The 19,257-nt window shown below is 57.6% G+C and carries 19 protein-coding genes; 11 read left to right on the plus strand and 8 right to left on the minus strand.

Features of this window, described 5'->3' with window-relative positions; translation table 11 throughout:
• Nucleotides 1-30: 30 nt before the first annotated feature.
• Both C1N84_RS08390 and C1N84_RS08395 read right to left on the minus strand, forming a co-directional pair.
• Nucleotides 31-792, minus strand: a complete 762-nt coding sequence (locus tag C1N84_RS08390; RefSeq protein WP_021510009.1) for a hypothetical protein — start codon at nucleotides 790-792, stop codon at nucleotides 31-33.
• A 232-nt stretch (nucleotides 793-1,024) separates the two neighbouring features.
• Nucleotides 1,025-1,756 (minus strand): class I SAM-dependent methyltransferase, encoded by a 732-nt coding sequence (locus C1N84_RS08395; protein ID WP_059009737.1) that lies wholly within the window; start codon nucleotides 1,754-1,756, stop codon nucleotides 1,025-1,027.
• A gap of 251 nt (nucleotides 1,757-2,007) precedes the next feature.
• On the opposite strand from C1N84_RS08395, the gene C1N84_RS08400 reads away from it, so the two are divergent.
• A complete protein-coding gene (locus tag C1N84_RS08400; RefSeq protein ID WP_127834766.1) occupies nucleotides 2,008-2,655 on the plus strand; it encodes a metallophosphoesterase in 648 nt (215 codons plus the stop codon).
• A 6-nt stretch (nucleotides 2,656-2,661) separates the two neighbouring features.
• Here the strand turns inward: C1N84_RS08400 and rsmF are convergent, their stop codons facing one another.
• From rsmF to yebS, 3 genes are all read right to left on the minus strand, one after another.
• Entirely contained in the window at nucleotides 2,662-4,086 is a 1,425-nt protein-coding gene (gene rsmF, locus C1N84_RS08405) for a 16S rRNA (cytosine(1407)-C(5))-methyltransferase RsmF (protein ID WP_394541847.1), read from the minus strand.
• Nucleotides 4,087-4,199: 113 nt separating this feature from the next.
• A complete protein-coding gene (locus tag C1N84_RS08410) occupies nucleotides 4,200-6,833 on the minus strand; it encodes a PqiB family protein (RefSeq protein WP_058771299.1) in 2,634 nt (877 codons plus the stop codon).
• Entirely contained in the window at nucleotides 6,802-8,046 is a 1,245-nt protein-coding gene (gene yebS, locus C1N84_RS08415) for a membrane integrity lipid transport subunit YebS (protein ID WP_058771236.1), read from the minus strand. Before yebS ends, C1N84_RS08410 begins: the two co-directional genes overlap by 32 nt.
• A gap of 218 nt (nucleotides 8,047-8,264) precedes the next feature.
• Between yebS and C1N84_RS08420 the strand changes: the two genes are divergently transcribed.
• From C1N84_RS08420 to htpX, 4 genes are all read left to right on the plus strand, one after another.
• A complete protein-coding gene (locus C1N84_RS08420) occupies nucleotides 8,265-8,765 on the plus strand; it encodes a GAF domain-containing protein (RefSeq protein WP_058757745.1) in 501 nt (166 codons plus the stop codon).
• A 96-nt stretch (nucleotides 8,766-8,861) separates the two neighbouring features.
• The gene (gene proQ / locus C1N84_RS08425; RefSeq protein WP_010616374.1) at nucleotides 8,862-9,542 is read left to right on the plus strand and encodes an RNA chaperone ProQ; all 681 of its coding nucleotides are present in this window, start codon (nucleotides 8,862-8,864) and stop codon (nucleotides 9,540-9,542) included.
• Between the two features lie 20 nt (nucleotides 9,543-9,562).
• A complete protein-coding gene (gene prc / locus C1N84_RS08430; protein WP_021510017.1) occupies nucleotides 9,563-11,602 on the plus strand; it encodes a carboxy terminal-processing peptidase in 2,040 nt (679 codons plus the stop codon).
• Nucleotides 11,603-11,812: 210 nt separating this feature from the next.
• On the plus strand, nucleotides 11,813-12,694 hold the full coding sequence (htpX, locus tag C1N84_RS08435) for a protease HtpX (RefSeq protein ID WP_021510018.1): 882 nt from the start codon (nucleotides 11,813-11,815) through the stop codon (nucleotides 12,692-12,694).
• A gap of 42 nt (nucleotides 12,695-12,736) precedes the next feature.
• Here the strand turns inward: htpX and C1N84_RS08440 are convergent, their stop codons facing one another.
• Nucleotides 12,737-14,119: an MFS transporter gene (locus tag C1N84_RS08440; RefSeq protein WP_264443313.1), complete on the minus strand. Its 1,383-nt coding sequence runs from the start codon at nucleotides 14,117-14,119 to the stop codon at nucleotides 12,737-12,739.
• Between the two features lie 162 nt (nucleotides 14,120-14,281).
• On the opposite strand from C1N84_RS08440, the gene kdgR reads away from it, so the two are divergent.
• The gene (kdgR, locus tag C1N84_RS08445) at nucleotides 14,282-15,073 is read left to right on the plus strand and encodes a DNA-binding transcriptional regulator KdgR (protein WP_152390948.1); all 792 of its coding nucleotides are present in this window, start codon (nucleotides 14,282-14,284) and stop codon (nucleotides 15,071-15,073) included.
• Between the two features lie 40 nt (nucleotides 15,074-15,113).
• Here kdgR and C1N84_RS08450 read toward each other — a convergent pair whose 3' ends face one another.
• Nucleotides 15,114-15,350 (minus strand): YobH family protein, encoded by a 237-nt coding sequence (locus C1N84_RS08450; protein WP_021510021.1) that lies wholly within the window; start codon nucleotides 15,348-15,350, stop codon nucleotides 15,114-15,116.
• Between the two features lie 218 nt (nucleotides 15,351-15,568).
• On the opposite strand from C1N84_RS08450, the gene C1N84_RS08455 reads away from it, so the two are divergent.
• The 5 genes from C1N84_RS08455 to rlmA all read left to right on the plus strand — a co-directional run bounded on the left by C1N84_RS08455 (nucleotide 15,569) and on the right by rlmA (nucleotide 18,715).
• Nucleotides 15,569-15,844, plus strand: a complete 276-nt coding sequence (locus tag C1N84_RS08455; RefSeq protein ID WP_021510022.1) for a YebO family protein — start codon at nucleotides 15,569-15,571, stop codon at nucleotides 15,842-15,844.
• 18 nt (nucleotides 15,845-15,862) lie between these two features.
• Nucleotides 15,863-16,861, plus strand: a complete 999-nt coding sequence (locus tag C1N84_RS08460) for an MBL fold metallo-hydrolase (protein ID WP_264443318.1) — start codon at nucleotides 15,863-15,865, stop codon at nucleotides 16,859-16,861.
• Nucleotides 16,862-17,400: 539 nt separating this feature from the next.
• Nucleotides 17,401-17,475, plus strand: coding sequence for a DUF2627 domain-containing protein (locus C1N84_RS08465; RefSeq protein WP_110866451.1), 75 nt, complete (start codon nucleotides 17,401-17,403; stop codon nucleotides 17,473-17,475).
• A gap of 83 nt (nucleotides 17,476-17,558) precedes the next feature.
• Nucleotides 17,559-17,768 carry a transcription antiterminator/RNA stability regulator CspE gene (gene cspE / locus C1N84_RS08470; RefSeq protein ID WP_021510024.1) on the plus strand — a complete coding sequence of 70 codons (210 nt, stop codon included), beginning with the start codon at nucleotides 17,559-17,561 and terminating at the stop codon, nucleotides 17,766-17,768.
• A 140-nt stretch (nucleotides 17,769-17,908) separates the two neighbouring features.
• Nucleotides 17,909-18,715, plus strand: coding sequence for a 23S rRNA (guanine(745)-N(1))-methyltransferase (gene rlmA / locus C1N84_RS08475; protein WP_264443326.1), 807 nt, complete (start codon nucleotides 17,909-17,911; stop codon nucleotides 18,713-18,715).
• On the opposite strand, the gene C1N84_RS08480 is transcribed toward rlmA, so the two are convergent.
• Complete coding sequence (locus C1N84_RS08480) at nucleotides 18,712-19,170, minus strand: DUF986 family protein (protein WP_021510026.1); 459 nt, start codon at nucleotides 19,168-19,170, stop codon at nucleotides 18,712-18,714. The two genes, rlmA and C1N84_RS08480, sit on opposite strands and share 4 nt — an antisense overlap.
• Between the last annotated feature and the right edge of the window lie 87 nt (nucleotides 19,171-19,257).

Below are 19,257 nucleotides of genomic sequence, written 5' to 3' on the forward strand. Positions count from 1 at the left end.
ATAGCCAACCTATGATTTTCAGCTGCGCCGTTACCAACTGCTGCCGTTGCGAATATGGCCCCAGCGCGGGGTGATATTCTGCTCCAGCTGATATATCAGCGCCAGAATCAGGTTGAGGTTATAGCGGGTCACCTCATTATGTTGCGTGATACAGGGTGATGACGATTCAATCAGATTGAAATTACTGTATTTTTCCAGCAGCCCGAGGTGCGGTAACACTTCCTGCTCGCGCTGATGATCGGCCAGAGCAGTAAACAGATAAATATTTTTCTGTGTCTGGCGATCGCGTCGCAGGGCATTGGGCAGGTATTTATTTAGCAACGCGACCGCAGCCGGGCTTATCTCTCCCATCATCGCTTTCCCCACACTGGGCCAAATCTGGCTTGCATAGTCACCGAGAAAAAACTGCGGTACTGCAGTAATAATGTTTCTGATGTTGTGGCGGATACCAAAGTAGAGCGCGGCACTGCCGCCTTTCGACGCGCCGAGAATGGTCACGTCAGAAGGTTGGGTTAGCTCAATCACCGCCCGGATGAGCTGGCTGACGCCGTGCTCGATGTTGAACTGAAGATTGTTACACAGGTAATACGCTGGCAAACCGTTGAAATCGTCTTTGATCCATAACACGGCTGCGCGGGTGTGCTCCAGCAAAGTAAAATCATACACGGTAGGATCGGGCAGGTTAAACCCGGACATGACAATCAACAGATGCTGATTATCCAGACTGGCCGGTTTATAGCGGTAGTGTACATCCAGGCCATTCAGATAGTTAAAGGTGTAGTCAGTGATCATGCGGGCTCCTGTGGGATTCAGCAGACAGAAGCGACACAAACGCAACGGGCATTAACAGCGTGCCAGATCAATAGTTGAGAATGATAGTTAATATCATTTAACTTGTTCGGAATAATCTTAAGCGTTACAGTAGGTGCCGTCCCTTACAGAGCTAACACCTTGATTGAGTGCCGGAGATAAGCGCCGGGGGGAATTTTCACAGGGCTGCAGGATGCAGCCACTGCTGAAAACCTTACAGCGGCCTGCGCGCCGCCAGCAAAAACAGCATCGGACGCTCGCGCTCCTCGTCCAGCGCCGGATTCTCCGCTACCTGCTGTACATCCGGACCCCACTCATCCAGCCGTTCAATCACCAGACCGGCGGCAATCAGCGCGTTTATCCACGTTGCCAGCTTGCGGTGCTGCTTCTTCACGCCAGCGGCAAACCAGTTGCTGACCCGTTCCCCTTCCTGCTGATACTGATTGACTGGCCAGCTGCGCTGCCCGGCATCATCAATGAACCACTCCTGCTGACGCGGAGCGGTATAAATTGGGTGCTCGCATGAAAACACCAGCGCGCCGCCGGGACGTAACGCATGAAAGATCGTGGCAAACAGGGCGTCGATATGGCTGAGATAGTGCAGCGCCAGTGAACTGTACACCACATCAAAGGTGCTGCTGAGCTGCAGGGTTTCGAGATCAGCGCGCTGGTAAGTGATGCCGGGCCGATCGGTCATCGCAGCGGCCTGCGCCAGCATTTTTTCTGACACATCCAGCCCCAGCACTTCACGCGCGCCTTGCTGCTGCGCGTAACGACAAAACCAGCCGTAGCCGCAGCCCAAATCCAGCACGCGCTGGTCACGCAGTTCAGGCAGCATTGCCCGCAGCGCGGGCCACTCGGGCGCGCCGTCCAGTCCGTTGACCGAACGCGGCAGGGTGGCGTAGCCAGCAAAAAAATCGGGGTTATCGTAGATATTCTGACTCATGGCGACTCCTTTCAATAAGACGCAAAGGAGTGTAAGCGTTTAGCGCGGTATGAAACACCGCTCAGCCAACAAAAAGCAGATGCACCAGGCGCGCGAGCGACTCCAGCAGCAGCAGGCTGCCAATAAAAATCATCACGAGGATGCCAACAAACTGTTTCCGACTGCTCACGCTGATGCCTCCGCGGCTACCCCTCACCGGACTATACTTTATGCCGGGTTTACTAAACTTCCAGTCAACCGGGGCAGATTACATGTTTTATCAGACGCTGCGTGCAAATAACTGGCGCAATATTTGGGTGGTCGGTGATTTGCACGGCTGCCGCGCGCAGCTTGATGCGCAGCTGCTGCGGCAGGGCTTTGATCGGCAACAGGATCTGCTGCTATCGGTCGGGGATTTAATCGACCGCGGGCCGGACAGCCTCGGCTGTCTGCAACTGCTGGAAGAGCCGTGGTTCCGCTGCGTGCGCGGTAATCACGAGCAGATGGCGCTCGATGCGCTGCAGGGCGACGATCCGATGCTGTGGATGATGAACGGCGGGGACTGGTTCTGGCAGCTGAGCGGTGCGCGGCTGATTGCCGCGCGTCATGCGCTGAAGCGCTGTGCCGAACTGCCGCTGATATTACATCTGCAATTCGAGGAGCGCGTCATCGTCATTGCTCATGCCGACTATCCTGCCAGTGCCTATGCACTGGGACAGGATGTCGACTGGCATCAGGTCGTCTGGAGCCGCGACCGGCTCGCTCGCCATCAGCGCGGCCGCTCGCAGCCGATCGCCGGCGCCAGTGCGTTCTACTTTGGCCATACGCCGCTGGAGCAGCCGCTTAACGCCGCGAATCAGCATTACATTGATACCGGCGCGGTATTTGGCAACCGGCTGACGCTGGTGCAATTGCAGTAATGGTTGTTAACGGAACAGCCGGCCGTCGCGCACCAGTTCACGCGGATAGCTGTTTTTGATGCGGCTTCCGACGCGTTTCGCCAGGCCCAGCGGCTGCTGCTGGTAAGTGACAATCACCTCATCGCGCACGGGCGGCGTGTCGGGATGAATATCCTGACCGCGATACCAGCTTTCCGCCTGCGCTTCGTCCAGTTCGAACGCCAGCGCGCTGTCCGGTTGCGCCAGCGCCACCACCGCTTCATGCTGCCAGCGAAAACCTTTCGGGAAGGTTTCTGCCAGTTTGAGACCGATACGCGAGAAACGCACTTTGCTGAGCCAGCTCTCCAGCGCCGCCGGGAACAGCCACAGCTCTTTGTCGCGCTGCCACAGTGTCAGGTTCTCATCCCAGTGCAGTCCCACCTTGTGCGCGGCCTGCGCCACCTCCGCCACCAGCTTGCGGCTGGCGGGCGAGAAGGGCAGCTTGCCGAGTTTGTAGGTCGGCGCTGGCAATGGCGGCACGCTGGCAGTTTTGCGCAGCCGCGCGACGAAAAAGCCTTCGCTGTCGAAGATATGCGGAAACACGTGCAGGAAGCCTTCCGGCGTCAGCGCGCGTTCGGCGCCAGCGAACAAATCGTTGAGCGGCACAATTTCCAGCGCCTGCGGATAGCGCTGCTGCAGCCAGGCAATCACCTGCTGGTTTTCGATGGTATTGAGCGTACAGGTCGAGTAAATCAGCGTGCCGCCCGGTTGCAGCGCGTGAAAAGCGCTGTCGAGTAAATCGCGCTGGGTGGCGGCGATGGCCTCGGTGCTGGCCAGCGTCCAGTTGCGCAGCGCGTCAGCATCTTTCCGTACCACGCCTTCGCCGGAGCAGGGCGCATCCAGCAGTATGGCATCGAACTGTTCCGGCAGCGCGGCACCAAAGACGCGTCCGTCAAAATGGGTCAGCGCCACATTGCTGACGCCGCAGCGGCTGATATTGGCATGCAGCACTTTCACCCGGCTGGCGGAGTATTCATTGGCGAGGATCGCGCCCTGATTGCGCATCAGTGCGGCCATCTGCGTGGTTTTAGAGCCTGGCGCAGCGGCCACATCCATCACCTGGCGGGCATCCGGCGCGGCGTCAAACAGCGCGCTGACCGGCAGCATTGAGCTGGCTTCCTGAATATAGAACAGACCGCTGAGGTGTTCCGCGACGCTGCCGAGCGGCAGCGATTCGTCATCACGCGCAATCCAGAAGCCTTCCCGACACCACGGAATCGGCGTCAGCTGCCAGCCGTAGCCCGCCACGCGCGTGAGAAAATCCTCCACGCTGATTTTCAGCGTATTGACGCGCAGACTGCGGCGTAGCGGCTGCTGACTGATGGCGAGAAAGCGTTCGAGTTCGGCCTCGTCGGCCAGGCTGGCGCGCATCAGCGCGAGAAAATCTTCAGGAAAACGATCGGACACGGATATCTACCGGACTAACAAAGTGAGGGCGAAGTGTAACGCTGAGCCCGGCTCAGGTACAGCCGTGCGCAATATCCCTGACGCAAATAAGTCGGGCAGCCCGCAGGCTGCCCGTTGTCTTAGTTTGGCGACGGAATCGCCGTGCCCCAGTTGCGCCACTCTTTTGGCGCTTCATCCTGCAGCAGGAAGTGCTTGTCGGCACCGGCCTGTGGTGCCAGCGGCACCGTCGGTGGTGTGGCAAACTGGATGCCGCCGCGAATGAACTGCTGGAAGGTGCCGGTTTTCACAACGCCGCCAATCAGGCCAAAGTCGAGGTTATAACCGGAGGCCAGCCAGAACACCGAGTTGTTACGCACCAGATGCTGATACTTTTTGCTGATGCGCAGCGCGATTTGCACGCGATCGGCCATGTTACCCAGCGAAGTGCCGGTTACCGTGCCGACTTCTACACCGCGGAACAGCACCGGCGTGCCAATCGACAGCGATCCGGCTTCGGTGGTATCCACATAGATGTTCAGCCCGTTAAGGTAACGCGAGTCGGTAATGGTGCTCTCCTGCAGCTCAAAGCTGCGCGCCAGCGCGCCTTTGCCCGGATCCACGTTCACATATGGCTGCAGCAGCGTTTCCAGGTGATTGACGCCGGCGGGCGAAATCTCCGGCGAGACGACAGAGAAGCGGCTGCCGATGCGCGCGAAGTCCTGCACATACTCCGGATAGAGCACCGCTTTCGCCACCACCTGGTTGTTATCCTGGCTCAGCGCCAATGACTCCACCTGACCGACGTTGATGCCGAGGTAGCGGATTGGCATGCCGGCCGACAGTTTGCTGGCATCAAAGGTGTGCAGGGTAATCTGGCTGCCGACCGCACGCGCGGCGGTCTCTGACGGATAGAGTACGCGCTTAACGCCTTTCGCTGCCTGCGCGCCCGTCAGGTTATCAAAGCTGATTGCGCCTTTCAGTGCGCGGTTCAGCGGCGAAGCCTGCACGGTCAGACCGCTGCCGTTAAGCTGGACTTTGGCACCGCCTTCGGCCCAGAACACGCTTTCGCTGGTCAGCAGCTTGCGATACTGCGGCTGGATATGGACCGAAATCTCAAACGCATCGGCGCGCGGCACCACATCCACCACTTCACCGACCTGGAACTTGCGGTACAGCACCACCGAGCCGGCCTGTACATCCGGCAGGCTGTTGGCGGTCAGTTTGAGCGTGGTCGGCGGCTGATCGCCGGTAATGCCTTCCGCCGCGCGCTCTGAGTCGGCGTACAGCGGATAGCGGCTGGACGGCTGACCTTTCGCACCCGGCACCAGCCGGATACCGCCGTCGACCCATTCGCGCGCGCTGGCGCCCAGCACCTGCATGCCGTCGAGGCCAAATTTAACGTCGAGACGGCTGTTAACGATGAACTTGCTGTCGGCGTGCACCAGCTGGCGGTGCTCCGGATTGATGGCTGCCACAAAGCTGATGCCGTTTTCATCCAGCCGGCGCGAAATTACCTGGCCGATCTTCACGCCATACAGCATCACCGGCTGCCCGGCGTCGATACCGTAGGTTTCCGGCGCGCTGAGCTGAACGGTGAGCACATCCGGCTTCTGCAACAGCGTTTCGCTGGCCGGCAGCACGCTGAAGTGATCCTGCGGCTCACCTTCGCCCGGGACCAGTTCCAGCGTATTGCCGGTCAGCAGGCTGCTCAGGCTGGTGTCGGTCAGGCTGAGTTTCGGCGCGCGCATCTCAATCCGCGTGCCGCTGCGCATCAGGCCGGTGACGGAGGGATCGATCGTCAGCTCGCCGGACACTTTACCGCCCGGCAGCAGCGTCAGTTTGGTCAGGGTGCCCACTTCCAGCCCCTGATACATCAGCGGCGTGCTGTCGGCTTTCAGGTTGTCGCCGTTGGGCAGATCGAGCGAAATCAGCACGCCGCGCTGGCTGTGTGCCAGATCCGAATAGAGCTGATAGTTTTGATCGCTGTTGGCCTGTTCGCCGCTGTCCGGCGAGTCAAAGGCAATCGCGCCATTCACCAGCGCGGCCAGGCTCTCCAGCTTCACTTTGGCGCCGCTCAGGCTGACATCGGCGTCAACGCCCGACACATTCCAGAAGCGGCTCTGTTTTTTCACCAGGTTGGTGAAGCGCCGCTCAATCAGCACATCGATGGTCACGCCATCGGTATTACCGTTGATGCTGTAGTCATAGACGCGGCCGACCGGAATTTTACGGTAATAGACCAGCGAACCGGTGTTGAGCGAGCCGAGATCGGGCGCGTGCAGGTGAATCAGCAGTTCGCCAGTGTTTACCCGGTATTTCGGCTGGGTATCCAGCGCGGTAAAGTGGTCGCGCTCTTTGCCGTCGCCGGGCATCATGCCGATGTAGTTACCGCCCACCAGCGCATCCAGCCCGGAGACGCCCGCCAGCGAGGCTTTTGGCGTCACCAGCCAGAACTGGGTGTTCTCCCGCAGCGCATCGCGCATGTCGCTCTTGATGCTGGCTTTGATCTGAATGCTGCGGTAGTCATCGCTCAGCACAATGCCCTGCACGGTGCCCACTTCCACGCCCTGATAGCGAATCGGCGTGCGGCCCGGCACGATGCCGTCCGCGGTCTGGAAGTTGATGGTGATGGTGGTGCCGCGCTCCTGATAGTTAGTCCATAACAGCCAGCCGGCAATCAGCAGGGCGATAATGGGCAAAAGCCAGAACGGCGAAATCTTGCGTTTATTACGCAGATTAGCGCTAGTCGGTGTAGTCGGCGTTTCCTGTTGCATGTGCATCCCAGATCAGGCGGCTATCGAGCCACTCAACGGCCATAATGGTCAGGATGACTGCCGCGCCAAAGTAGAAGGCGGCAGGTCCCATGGTAAAAGCCAGCAGCTGGTCACGATTGACCAGCGACATGGTTAAAGCAATGACGAACAGATCCAGCATCGACCAGCGGCCCACCCAGGTGACGGCGCGCAGCAGACGGATGCGGGTTTTCAAACCCTGTTCACACTTAAAATGGATGCTGAGCAACAGCGTCAGCATCACTAACACCTTGGTAAACGGCACCAGAATACTGGCGATAAACACCACCGCGGCCACCGGCACGTTACCGGAGGCGAGGCCGAGAATACCGGAGAAAATGGTGTCTTCGCGCCGCGCACCGTTGACGTACACCACCGAAATCGGCAGCAGGTTAGCCGGGATCAGCAGCACAATCGAGGCGATCAGTGCCGCCCAGGATTTTTGCAGGCTGTGGCGGCGGCGAAAATCGAGCGGCGTATGGCAGCGCGTGCAGCGTCCGCGTTCATCGGGCATACCGGTATGGTGGCAGTTCAGGCAAACCTGCCACCGCTCGGGCGGTTCGTGCGGCACCGACTGCGGGTAATAATGTTCCCACAGCTCCTCTACGTTGAGATGAATCAGCGTCAGCAGGCTCATGATGGTCAGCGCGATATAGGCGACCAGCCCGTAGCCGACCTCCAGCGCGGCATAATCCTGCACCTTAATCGATGCCACCGCCACGCCGACCAGATAGATATCCAGCATGACCCACTCTTTGAGTTTCTCCAGCATCAGCAGGACCGGGCGCAGGTTCATGCCGAGCGCGTGGCCAATCCACAAATAGCAGATGCCGGCCACCAGCGTCACCGGCGCGCCAATCGTGCAAAACGCCACCATGGCGGCTGTCAGCACGTTGCCCTGTTGCGCCATCTGCAGCACGCCCTCCAGCAGGCTGGCGTTGATGCGCATGCCAAGCAGGCGGATATCCACCAGCGGCAGGCTGAAGGCGAACGGCATCAGTACGATCATCGTGACGGCCATGGCGGTGAGCCGCGTCATTGACCAGTCGCGACCGTTCTGAATACGGGCATGGCAGCGCGGGCAATAAGCCGACTGATGCGATTTCACATCCGGTAAGGAAAAAAGGGTATCGCATTGCGGGCAACGCTGATAACGTGCGTGGGGCAACGTCTGGCTGATGGCGTGAATTTTCATAAATGACGCAAGGGGCCCATTGTTCGTTACAGTTACCGGCATGCGGAGCAGAGCACGTCTGTCTGCATCAATCTATGGTACGAGAATAGTCTCAAGCATAGCGTGCTAAGGGTATAGTAACTAACACAATGATTCACCTTGTGGGGTTGGATTATTAGTGCTTATTTTAACAACTGAGTGACAACAAGGTCACGCCAGTGATGAGTTATGGTTAAACAATGAACAAAAAAGCCTTTTACGAGGATTTAAATCGCGATGTCCGCGCACTGTTAGCGGGCGAAACTTCTTTCCTGGCGGCGCTGGGCAACTGCAGTGCGCTGCTGTTTGAACGCCTGGAAGGGGTTAACTGGGCAGGCTTCTATTTGCTGACCGAGCCGGAGACGCTGGTGCTGGGTCCGTTCCAGGGCAAAATCGCCTGCGTACGCATTCCGGTGGGTAAAGGCGTATGTGGCACCGCGGTTGCGGAGGATAGCGTGCAGCGGATTGAGGACGTGCACGCTTTCCCGGGGCACATTGCCTGCGACGCCGCCAGCAACGCGGAAATCGTGATTCCTCTGAAAGTGAATGGCACGATGGTCGGTGTTCTCGACATCGACAGTACGGTTTATTCTCGCTTCGATAGCGAGGATGAAGCGGGGCTGGTAGCCCTTACCGACGGGCTTTGTGCAGTGCTGGCGAACAGCGACATTGAAAAATTTCTTCAGCTGACGCGCAGCTAATCGACTGGATCACATAGCATTTGGCGATGTTGTCATTATAATGTCGCCTGTTCATGCCTGCTCTGGTCGGCAAACCCGTTGTAATCAGGAAATTTCATGGAAAATCAACCTAAGTTGAACAGCAGTAAAGAAGTCATCGCCTTTCTGGCGCAGCGTTTTCCGCACTGCTTTAGCGCCGAAGGTGAAGCGCGTCCGCTCAAAATCGGTATCTTTCAGGATCTGGTGGAGCGCGTTCAGGGCGAAAACAGCCTGAGCAAGACGCAACTGCGTTCGGCCTTACGCCTTTATACCTCAAGCTGGCGTTATCTTTACGGCATTAAAGCCGGTGCCACCCGTGTCGATCTCGACGGCAACGCCTGTGGCGTGCTGGATGAGCAGCACGTAGAACATGCGCGCAAGCAGCTGGAAGAAGCCAAAGCGCGCGTGCAGGCGCAGCGCGAGCAGCAAAAAGCGAAAAAACGTGAAGCCGGTGAAGAGACCGCTGAGCGTCGTCCGCGCAAGCCTGCTGCCCGTAAAGCGGCGGAGGGTGACGCACCGCGTAAGCCACGTCCACAGGCACCGCGTGCTGCGGCCGGTGAGCGTCAGGCTGCTCCGCGTCCACCGCGGGCAAAACCCGTCACTGACACTTCAACGTTGCAAGCGGGTCAAAACATCAAAGTCAAAGCAGGCAAAAGTGCAATGGACGCTACCATCCTGGAAATTACCAAAGATGGCGTCCGGGTCCAGCTCGCTTCCGGCCTGGCAATGATTGTGCGCGCAGAACACTTGCAGTTCTGAAACGGAGGCCCGACCCTGGCATGAACAGCATTTTTAAGATCGGTATGATCGCGGGCCTGCTGCTGGCAGGCCCCACTTTTGGCGCGGACAACATTACCCGCGCCGACCAGATTCCCCAGTTACACGAAGAAGCACAGCATCCTACCGTCAGTGAACGCGTCACTTCGCGTTTCACCCGCTCTCACTATCGTCAGTTCGATCTGAATCAGGATTTTTCGGCGAAAATTTTTGACCGCTACCTGAATCTGCTCGATTACAGCCATAACGTGCTGCTGGCGTCGGACGTGGCACAATTCGCCGACAAGAAAACCACGCTCGGTGATGAGTTGCGCAGCGGCAAGCTGGATGTGTTTTACGATCTTTATAATCTGGCGCAGAAGCGCCGCTTCGAGCGCTATCAGTATGCGCTCAGCGTGCTGAACCGCCCGATGAACTTCACCGGCAATGACACCATCGATATCGATCGTGCCAAAGCACCGTGGCCGAAAAGCACGGATGAGCTAAACGCGCTGTGGGATGCCAAGGTGAAGTATGACGAGCTGAGCCTGAAGCTGGCCGGGAAAGATGACAAAGAGATTCGCGAGACGCTGACCAAGCGCTACAACTTTGCCATCCGTCGTCTGGCACAAAGCAACAGCGAAGATGTGTTCCAGCTGGCGATGACCGCGTTCGCGCATGAAATCGACCCGCATACGAACTATCTGTCACCGCGCAACACCGAGCAGTTCAACACCGAAATGAGCCTGTCGCTGGAAGGTATCGGTGCCGTGCTGCAGATGGATGATGACTACACGGTGATCAACTCGATGGTCGCCGGTGGTCCGGCGGCCAAGAGCAAATCCATCAGCGTGGGCGACCGCATTGTGGGCGTCGGCCAGCCGGGCAAGCCAATGGAAGATGTGATTGGCTGGCGTCTGGATGACGTGGTGTCCAAAATCAAAGGGCCGAAGGGCAGCAAAGTGCGCCTCGAGATCCTGCCGGCCGGCAAGGGCACCAAAACCCGTACCGTGACGCTGACGCGTGAGAAAATCCGTCTGGAAGATCGCGCGGTGAAGGGCACCGTGCACAACGTCGGCAAAGAGAAAGTCGGCGTGCTGGATATCCCGGGCTTTTACGTTGGCCTGACCGATGATGTGAAAGTGCAGCTGCAGAAACTGCAGAAGCAGAACGTCGACAGCATCGTCATCGATCTGCGTACCAACGGCGGCGGCGCGCTGACCGAAGCGGTATCGCTCTCCGGCCTGTTTATTCCGAGTGGCCCGGTGGTGCAGGTGCGTGACAATAATGGTCGCGTGCGTGAGGACAGCGACAACGACGGCATCGTTTACTACAAAGGTCCGCTGGTGGTGCTGGTCGATCGCTTCAGCGCCTCGGCGTCGGAAATCTTTGCCGCGGCGATGCAGGATTACGGCCGCGCGCTGATTGTCGGCGAACCGACCTTCGGTAAGGGCACGGTGCAGCAGTATCGCTCACTCAACCGCATCTACGATCAGATGCTGCGTCCGGAATGGCCGGCGCTGGGCTCAGTCCAGTACACCATTCAGAAGTTCTACCGCATCAACGGTGGCAGTACTCAGCGGAAAGGCGTCACGCCAGACCTGCTGATGCCGACCGGTGTGGAAGCGGCAGAGACCGGCGAGAAGTTTGAGGATAACGCGCTGCCGTGGGACAGCATCAACGCGGCGACCTACACCAAAACCGGCGATATCACGCCGCTGGTGCCGCAGCTGACCAAAGAGCATGCCGATCGCATCGCCAAAGATCGCGAGTTCCAGTACATCATGAAAGACATCGCGCGTTTCAACGCGATGAAGGACAAGCGTAACATCGTGTCGCTCAATCTGGCTCAGCGCGAGAAAGAGAACCACGAAGAAGATGCGCTGCGTCTGGAACGTATCAATGCGCGCTACCAGGCGGAAGGCAAAGCGCCGCTGAAGAGCCTGGACGATCTGCCGAAAGACTACAAAGAGCCGGATCCGTATCTGGATGAAACGGTGAAAATCGCTAACGATTTGGCCCAGCTGGAAAAAGATCAGCCAGCGCCGGCGGCAGCGAAGTAACCCTTCGGCCTGAAATCACAGCACCGCTGCGGCGGTGCTTTTTTTTGCCTGTAAATCGCCGCCCGGCAGGCGGCAGCCGCTACCATTACCAAATGTAAAGTTATGTCTTTTTAGGCACTTAAAGATTAAGGTCGCTTGAAAAGCGCCACAATGGACATAGGATGTATATCCGCGCATGAGCGCGAGCACAACTGAGGAAGATTAACGTTTATGATGCGTATTGCGCTTTTCCTGGTCACCAACCTGGCGGTGATGTTGGTATTCGGACTGATTCTGAGTCTGACAGGAATCCAGTCAAGCAGTGTTCAGGGTCTGATGATTATGGCAGGTCTGTTTGGCTTTGGCGGTGCGTTTGTTTCACTGCTGATGTCCAAATGGATGGCGTTACGCTCGGTCGGCGGTGAAGTGATTGAACAACCCCGTAACGAGACGGAACGCTGGCTGATGGAAACCGTCGGCCGCCAGGCTCAGCAGGTCGGCATTGCGATGCCGCAGGTGGCGATTTACCACGCGCCCGATATCAACGCCTTTGCCACTGGCGCACGCCGTGACGCCTCGCTGGTAGCGGTGTCCACCGGTTTGCTGCAGAACATGAGCCGCGACGAAGCGGAGGCGGTGCTGGCGCACGAGATCGCCCACATCGCGAACGGTGACATGGTCACCATGACGCTGATTCAGGGTATCGTGAACACCTTTGTGATCTTCATTTCGCGCATCATTGCGCAGGTGGCGTCTGGCTTCCTGTCCGGCAACCGCGACGGTGAAGAGAGCAGCAACGGCAATCCGCTGGTCTATTTTGCCGTGGCGACGGTGCTGGAACTGGTGTTTGGTATTCTCGCCAGCATCATCACCATGTGGTTCTCGCGCCATCGCGAATTCCACGCCGATGCCGGCTCAGCGAAGCTGGTGGGTCGTGAAAAGATGATTGCCGCGCTGCAGCGCCTGAAAACCAGCTACGAACCGCAGGAACCCAGCAGCATGATGGCGTTCTGTATTAACGGTAAAGGTAAGTCGCTGAGCGAGCTGTTTATGTCGCACCCGCCGCTCGACAAGCGTATCGAAGCGCTGCGCAGCGGTGCCTACCTTAAGTAAGCCACATAGAAAATGAACAGGGCGCCTGCGGGCGCCCTTTTTTTATGACTCTGCCGGCTGACGGCTTTGCGTCATGCGCAGCATACTGACGATCGCCGCCACGCTGGCAAAGGTTCCGGCCAGCAGCAGCGAGGCATGCGTGCCGCTGTCGTTGAACAGGTTAAACATCAGCGCCACCAGCGCGGCGCCGGTGCTTTGCCCGACCAGTCGTGCGGTGCCGAGCATGCCGCTGGCACCGCCGCTGCGCTGGCGCGGAGCCGACGAGATGATGGTGTGATTGTTGGGTGACTGGAACAGCCCGAAGCCGGCACCGCACAGCATCATGCGCCAGATAATATCGGCATCCGTGGGTTGTGCAGGCAGCAGCGCCAGCATAAACAGCCCGGCAGCAAACAGCGCCAGCCCCAGCCCACCCAGCAGCCCGGCATGAAACTTCTCGATCAGGCGGCCGGCAATCGGTGCCATCACAATGGTAGCCAGCGGCCACGGCGTCAGCAGCAGGCCGGTTGCGACTTCATCCCGGCCCAGTACGTTTTGCAGGAAAAACGGCAGCGACACCATCGCCAGCATTTGTGCGCAGAAAGAACAGATCGAGGTGCCGATCGACAACGAAAACACCGGAATGCGCAGCAAATCCACCGGCAACAGCGGCACCGGCATCGCCAGCTGACGCCGCACAAACACCACGCCGATCAGCAGCAGCGCCAGCAGCATACCCGCAATCAGCCAGCCATTTTCTCCCTGCGCGAAGCCGGTCAGCGCTGAAATCAGCAGGCCAAAAAACAGTGCATTCATGATGGCGCTCGGCACATCAAATTTCTGCTGCTTCGCTTTCTGCGTGTTATCCGGCAGGAAGCGCAGCGCCAGCCACAGCGCCACCACACCGAGCGGAACGTTAATCAGGAACAGCCATTTCCAGCTGGCGATGGAGAGAATCGCGGCCGCCACCGTGGGACCGGCGGCGCTGGAGACCGCCACGATCAGCGAGTTGATGGCCATGCCGCGTCCCAGAAAGCGCTGCGGGTAAATAATACGGATTAGCGCAGTGTTGACGCTCATCAGCGCCGCACCGCCGAAGCCCTGCAGCACGCGCGCCACGGTGAGCATATTCAGCGAAGAGGAAAGGGCGCAGAACAGCGAGGTGAATACAAACAGCACCAGCCCGACCTGATAGACGCGCCGGTAGCCGAACATATCGCCAAGAAACGACAGCGACAGCAGCGAAATCACGATAGCGATTTGATAGGCGTTGACGATCCAGATCGATTCCGCCGGGCTGGCGTTCAGCTCACGCGCAATGGTCGGCAGCGCCACGTTGGCAATCGCGCCGTCCAGCACCGCCATCATGATGCCAAGCGCAATGGTAATTATTGCGCCGTAGCGCTGTGGAACGGGTAATCCATCCTGAGACACGGTAGGAGACATAAACAGGGAGAAGTGAAGTAAGTGAATATCATCATGCTAATCAATTTTCTGCCTGAAATCACCGCATTAATGGACAAAAATTACAAGTGGATGTGTCGTTGCCGCCGTCCGGCTGTAACCTCTATACTGGCGTTTTTTGCAAAAGCGTTAAGGAAGTCCCGCATGGCGAGCCGCGATAACGATAAACAGCCGGATGCCGTATCATCGGTAATGAAAGTGTTTGGCATTCTGCAGGCGCTGGGCGAAGAGCGCGATCACGGCATTACCGAGCTTTCGCAGCGGGTTATGATGTCGAAAAGCACGGTCTACCGCTTTCTGCAGACCATGAAATCGCTCGGCTATGTGGCGCAGGAGGGCGAGAGCGAAAAATATTCGCTGACGCTCAAGCTGTTTGAACTTGGCGCGCACGCGCTGCAGAACGTGGATTTGATTCGCAGCGCCGATGTGGAGATGCGCGAACTGTCGCGCCAGACCAAAGAGACCATTCATCTCGGCGCGCTGGAAGAGGACAGCATCGTCTATATCCACAAGATTGACTCGCTGTATAACCTGCGCATGTATTCACGCATCGGCCGGCGTAATCCGCTGCATAGTACCGCCATCGGCAAAGTGCTGCTGGCGTGGCGTGAGCGCGTGGAGGTGAACGACATTCTGCGTGAAGTGGAATTTCGTCGCAGCACCGCTAACACTATCGTCAGCGCGCAGGCGCTACTGCCGGTGCTGGAGCAGGTCAGGCAACAGGGCTTTGGTGAGGATAATGAAGAGCAGGAAGCGGGGATTCGCTGTCTGGCGGTACCGGTGTTTGATCGCTTCGGCATGGTGATTGCCGGCATGAGCCTCTCTTTTCCGACGGTGCGCTTCTCCGAACCGGCAAAAAAAGAGCATGTGGCGATGCTGCACCGTGCTGCGCGTAAGGTGTCGGAGCAAATGGGCTATTACGACTATCCGTTCTGAATCCTGCCGGGCTGACGCGCAGCCCGGCAGACGGCTAAACTCAGTTGTCGACCACTTCGCCGCTTTTCTTCAGCAGCGGACAATCGGTAACGCCAACAATGCCGCTGTCGGTGTGCAGATACTGTGCGGTAATCATGCCGCGCGCGGTCAGGTAGCTGCACTGTAAGCCCAGCCCGGCTGCGTTTTTATTGCTGCCGGTTAACACGCCGTAGCCGGTAAACAGCATCGCCAGCCACAAGACAGCCAGCACCATCACCGCACGAATCAGTAGTTTCATTTTTATCTCCTTGTGTTACATAACGCAGCTGTTCCCGCGTTGCTGCGAACTCTATAGTAGCAGCATGCCTCGCTATTCTCGCCGGATCGATCAGAGATAACTGAAAGCGGCACGCAGGCGGGATAATCTGCTTTATCTCCGCCACCATATCTTTTCCGCACGCAACGAGTAGAATCAGCGGCGATGTACCTGAATGATGTTTGAGGATTGATGCAGTTATGAACGAATTAGCCGCCAGTACCGGTCCGCTGTTTAACTATGGCGTGCTGGCCATCATTGTGGTTGTGGCCTTTATTGCCTGGTTTTTTGTTAACCGGGCCAGCGTGCGCGCCAGTGAACAGCTTCAGCTGCTGGAAGCGCTGCTGGAAGAGCAAAAGAAACAGAACGCGCTGCTGCGCCGTATCGCTGAGGCGCAGCCGGTGGCCGAAAAAGCGCAGGATGAGCAGGATACCGGGGACAAGCGCGACTTTATTCGCCTGATCCCGGAACGTTAAGCACACAATGGAGAGGCCATGGCCTGGCAAAATCCCTGGTATGACGCTTCGCTGGCCCATCATACGCCGCACGGCTTTCGTAACCCGGAAGAGGAGTTGCGTCAGCCTGGCGATCTACAGCGCTGGCGGCGCGAGCGTAAGCAGCAGAATCTGCCGCTGCCACCGCAGTCCGGCTATGCGGCCTTTACCGCCAGCTGGTGCCAGCAGGCTGACCTGAGCGGTGAAGATGACCGTGTCTGGTGGCTGGGCCATGCCGCGCTGCTGCTGCGTCTCAATCAACGCTATATTTTGATCGACCCGGCGCTGTCGGCACGCGCTTCGCCATTGCCGTTTGCCGGGCCGCAGCGTAAAACCCCGGCGTCGCTCAGCGTGGCGCAGCTGCCGCATCTTGATTATGTGCTGTTCTCGCATAACCATTACGACCACCTTGATCGGCCTACAGTGAAACGCATCGCCCGCCGCTTTCCTGCCGCGCACTTTCTGGTGCCGCTGGGAATGGCCGACTGGTGTCGCCGGCGTGGCGTGCGCACCGTCACCGAACTGGACTGGTGGCAGCAGGTGCACCTGGACGACATCAGCTTCACAGCCGTTCCCGCGCGCCACTGGAGCATGCGCACCTTCTGGGATCGCAACCGGTCGCTGTGGTGCGGCTGGGTCGTGCGTAATGCGCAGCTCAATTTCTGGTTCTCCGGCGATAGCGGCTACAGCGATAATCTCTCTGCCATCGCGCAGCGGCTGGGGCCGTTTAATCTGGCTGCGTTACCGATAGGTGCCTATGCACCAAAATGGTTCATGCGCGGCCAGCACATGGACCCGCATCAGGCGGTACAGCTCTGGCAGCAGATAGGGCGACCGCTGGCGATTCCCATTCACTGGGGCGTGTTTGAACTGGCGGACGAGTCGCTTGACGATCCGCCGACGGTGCTGGCGCAAGCATTGCTGCAGGCGGGCGAGGTCGATGCGCCTTTTGCCCCATGGCGAATTGGCGAGAGCCGCAGCCTGATGAATTACGATTAAGATTTATCCTAAGCCATTTTGTTAAATGCCAGCGGCTTCCGCGCTTTTTAACATTTAATTGTTGGGTGTTTAGAAAAAAATGAGATAAATGCCAGCGTGCAGTCTGCCTATATTTGGGGCAACGGCGATTATATTTTCCTGATTTTGGTGCAAAACTATTTTTAACTTGTACTGCCAGCAATTTATTGTACAAGATTTGAGCGCTGCGCAGTTTATGTTGCTCATTGCACAACGGCCAGTGAAATAGCTTATCTGTGCCATATTAATGCAATATTTTTTGCCTAAACTTATTCGGTTTAAATGTGAAAAAGCAGCGTTTAGCGCTTCGCTTGACGAAACGCGAGTCTGGCGCTAACTATACTGACGCATAGACTTTTTTTGCACACGCCGAGGCGTTGCTGTCAATAACGTTATCCACCTTTCGCTGCCGGTTTCAGGCAATTATGTGCGGCATGTCGATCACTGTTTAAAAATGGCTTGCCATTAATTAGCGGATATGTGATAACGAATCGTGGGTCAAACGAGGTACAGTTCTGTTTATGTATGGCATCTTCAGTAAAGAAGTTACGAGTAAAGACGTTGACGTTGAATACCGCTTCCTTGCCGAACCTTAAATTAGTGCCTCATTCAGTAATGTCTCTGGTTTCTCTGTAAGACTGCCTGCGGGCAATATAAACACTCTAAGGAATTTGCAAAAATGGCAAAGATTAAAGGTCAGGTTAAGTGGTTCAACGAGTCTAAAGGTTTTGGTTTTATTACTCCTGCTGACGGCAGCAAAGACGTGTTCGTTCACTTCTCTGCTATCCAGGGCAACGGTTTTAAAACCCTGGCCGAAGGTCAACAAGTTGAGTTTGAAATTCAGGACGGCCAGAAAGGCCCGGCAGCAGTTAACGTTACTGCTATCTGATTTCGCTCTCAGGCTCGGTGTCATGCACCGCTGAATCGAATCTTAAAAGCCCTGCTCAATGAGCGGGGCTTTTCTTTATCCTTTCTGTTACCGGATGATCAGGGTAAACTGCGCCGCGAATCGCTAACCCGGAGTTATCTATGTCGTTGATTTGCCCACTTTGCCACCTCGCTTTGCACCTGCACGCCAGCAGTTATCGCTGTGCGTCCGGTCATCAGTTCGATCGGGCGAAAGAGGGGTACGTCAACCTGCTGCCGGTGCAGCACAAAGGTTCACGGGAACCGGGCGACAGCGCAGAGATGCTTCAGGCGCGCCGGGCCTTTCTGGATGCCGGACACTATCAGCCGCTGCGCGATCGGGTGGCGCAACGTCTGGCTCAGCCGCTCAAGAACCGGCCCGCGCAGCTGCTGGATATCGGCTGTGGCGAAGGCTATTACACCGCCGCCCTGGCTGCCGCGTTGCCCGACAGCCAGCTGTACGGTCTGGATGTGGCTAAAGCCGCGGTGCGCATGGCGGCAAAGCGCTATCGCGCGGTTAACTTTTGTGTCGCCTCCAGCCAGCGCCTGCCGTTTGCCGATGGTTCACTGGACGCCATCGTGCGCATTTACGCGCCCTGTAACGAGCAGGAGCTGAGCCGCGTCATCAGGCCTGGCGGCTATTTGCTGACGGTGACGCCGGGGCCGCACCATCTGCAGCAGTTTAAGGCGTTGATCTATCGCGAAGTGCAGTTGCATACGGCGGAAGAGAAAAACTATGCGGGATTTGAACAGATCGATCAGCAAAACCTTCACTACACGATGACACTGAACGGGGCGGAAGCGGTGAGCCTGCTGCAGATGACCCCCTTTGCCTGGCGTGCGCGTGAAGCGGTGTGGCAGCAGCTGGCCTCCAGCGCCACCTTCAGCTGTGACGCGGATTTCACCCTGACGCTGTGGCAGCGCGTTTAACGCGCCTCCACCAGCGTATGGTAGATTTTCTCCAGGTCGTCGAGCTGTTTCACCGCAATCAGCAGGCGACGCTGCTCCAGCTGCATCACCAGAATGCCATCCTCTGACAGGTTCATACTCTGAATACGCCGGTAATCGATCCACACGCTGGCAAAAAACAGGCCGTCATTTTTCATCAGCAGCCGCGGGCTGCGGATCCAGAACAGCCAGATAGCCATAAAGCACAGCACCATTAGCAAAGTGGTGGTGAGCTGCGGGCCATGATGGCTGACGTTGTTCCACAGCAGAATCAGTAGCAGCACGATAAAGATGCCGCTGTCGATTTTATGGCGGCGACGCAGGGTGACGCGCAGTCGGGTCGGTCCATTGCGGCGGGGCAGGATGACATCGTCGTAAATCGCAAACAGGGCGAGAGCGGCGATCAGCAGGGCAATCAGGGCGTCAGTCAGTGACATACAGGCTTCTTCCTCAACCGAAGTGACCTCAGCGTTGGCGCTCAGGTCACACCGTTCAAAAAACGCCGGGAGTCTGACTCCCGGCGG

This window comes from Pantoea sp. SGAir0418 (assembly GCF_043529865.1).

Coding starts and splice junctions, on each gene's coding strand:
- C1N84_RS08390 (WP_021510009.1), bottom strand. CDS start 792: ATGATCACTGACTACACCTTTAACTATCTGAATGGCCTGGATGTACAC.
- C1N84_RS08395 (WP_059009737.1), bottom strand. CDS start 1,756: ATGAGTCAGAATATCTACGATAACCCCGATTTTTTTGCTGGCTACGCC.
- C1N84_RS08400 (WP_127834766.1), top strand. CDS start 2,008: ATGTTTTATCAGACGCTGCGTGCAAATAACTGGCGCAATATTTGGGTG.
- C1N84_RS08410 (WP_058771299.1), bottom strand. CDS start 6,833: ATGCAACAGGAAACGCCGACTACACCGACTAGCGCTAATCTGCGTAAT.
- yebS (WP_058771236.1), bottom strand. CDS start 8,046: ATGAAAATTCACGCCATCAGCCAGACGTTGCCCCACGCACGTTATCAG.
- C1N84_RS08420 (WP_058757745.1), top strand. CDS start 8,265: ATGAACAAAAAAGCCTTTTACGAGGATTTAAATCGCGATGTCCGCGCA.
- proQ (WP_010616374.1), top strand. CDS start 8,862: ATGGAAAATCAACCTAAGTTGAACAGCAGTAAAGAAGTCATCGCCTTT.
- prc (WP_021510017.1), top strand. CDS start 9,563: ATGAACAGCATTTTTAAGATCGGTATGATCGCGGGCCTGCTGCTGGCA.
- htpX (WP_021510018.1), top strand. CDS start 11,813: ATGATGCGTATTGCGCTTTTCCTGGTCACCAACCTGGCGGTGATGTTG.
- C1N84_RS08440 (WP_264443313.1), bottom strand. CDS start 14,119: ATGTCTCCTACCGTGTCTCAGGATGGATTACCCGTTCCACAGCGCTAC.
- kdgR (WP_152390948.1), top strand. CDS start 14,282: ATGGCGAGCCGCGATAACGATAAACAGCCGGATGCCGTATCATCGGTA.
- C1N84_RS08450 (WP_021510021.1), bottom strand. CDS start 15,350: ATGAAACTACTGATTCGTGCGGTGATGGTGCTGGCTGTCTTGTGGCTG.
- C1N84_RS08455 (WP_021510022.1), top strand. CDS start 15,569: ATGAACGAATTAGCCGCCAGTACCGGTCCGCTGTTTAACTATGGCGTG.
- C1N84_RS08460 (WP_264443318.1), top strand. CDS start 15,863: ATGGCCTGGCAAAATCCCTGGTATGACGCTTCGCTGGCCCATCATACG.
- cspE (WP_021510024.1), top strand. CDS start 17,559: ATGGCAAAGATTAAAGGTCAGGTTAAGTGGTTCAACGAGTCTAAAGGT.
- rlmA (WP_264443326.1), top strand. CDS start 17,909: ATGTCGTTGATTTGCCCACTTTGCCACCTCGCTTTGCACCTGCACGCC.
- C1N84_RS08480 (WP_021510026.1), bottom strand. CDS start 19,170: ATGTCACTGACTGACGCCCTGATTGCCCTGCTGATCGCCGCTCTCGCC.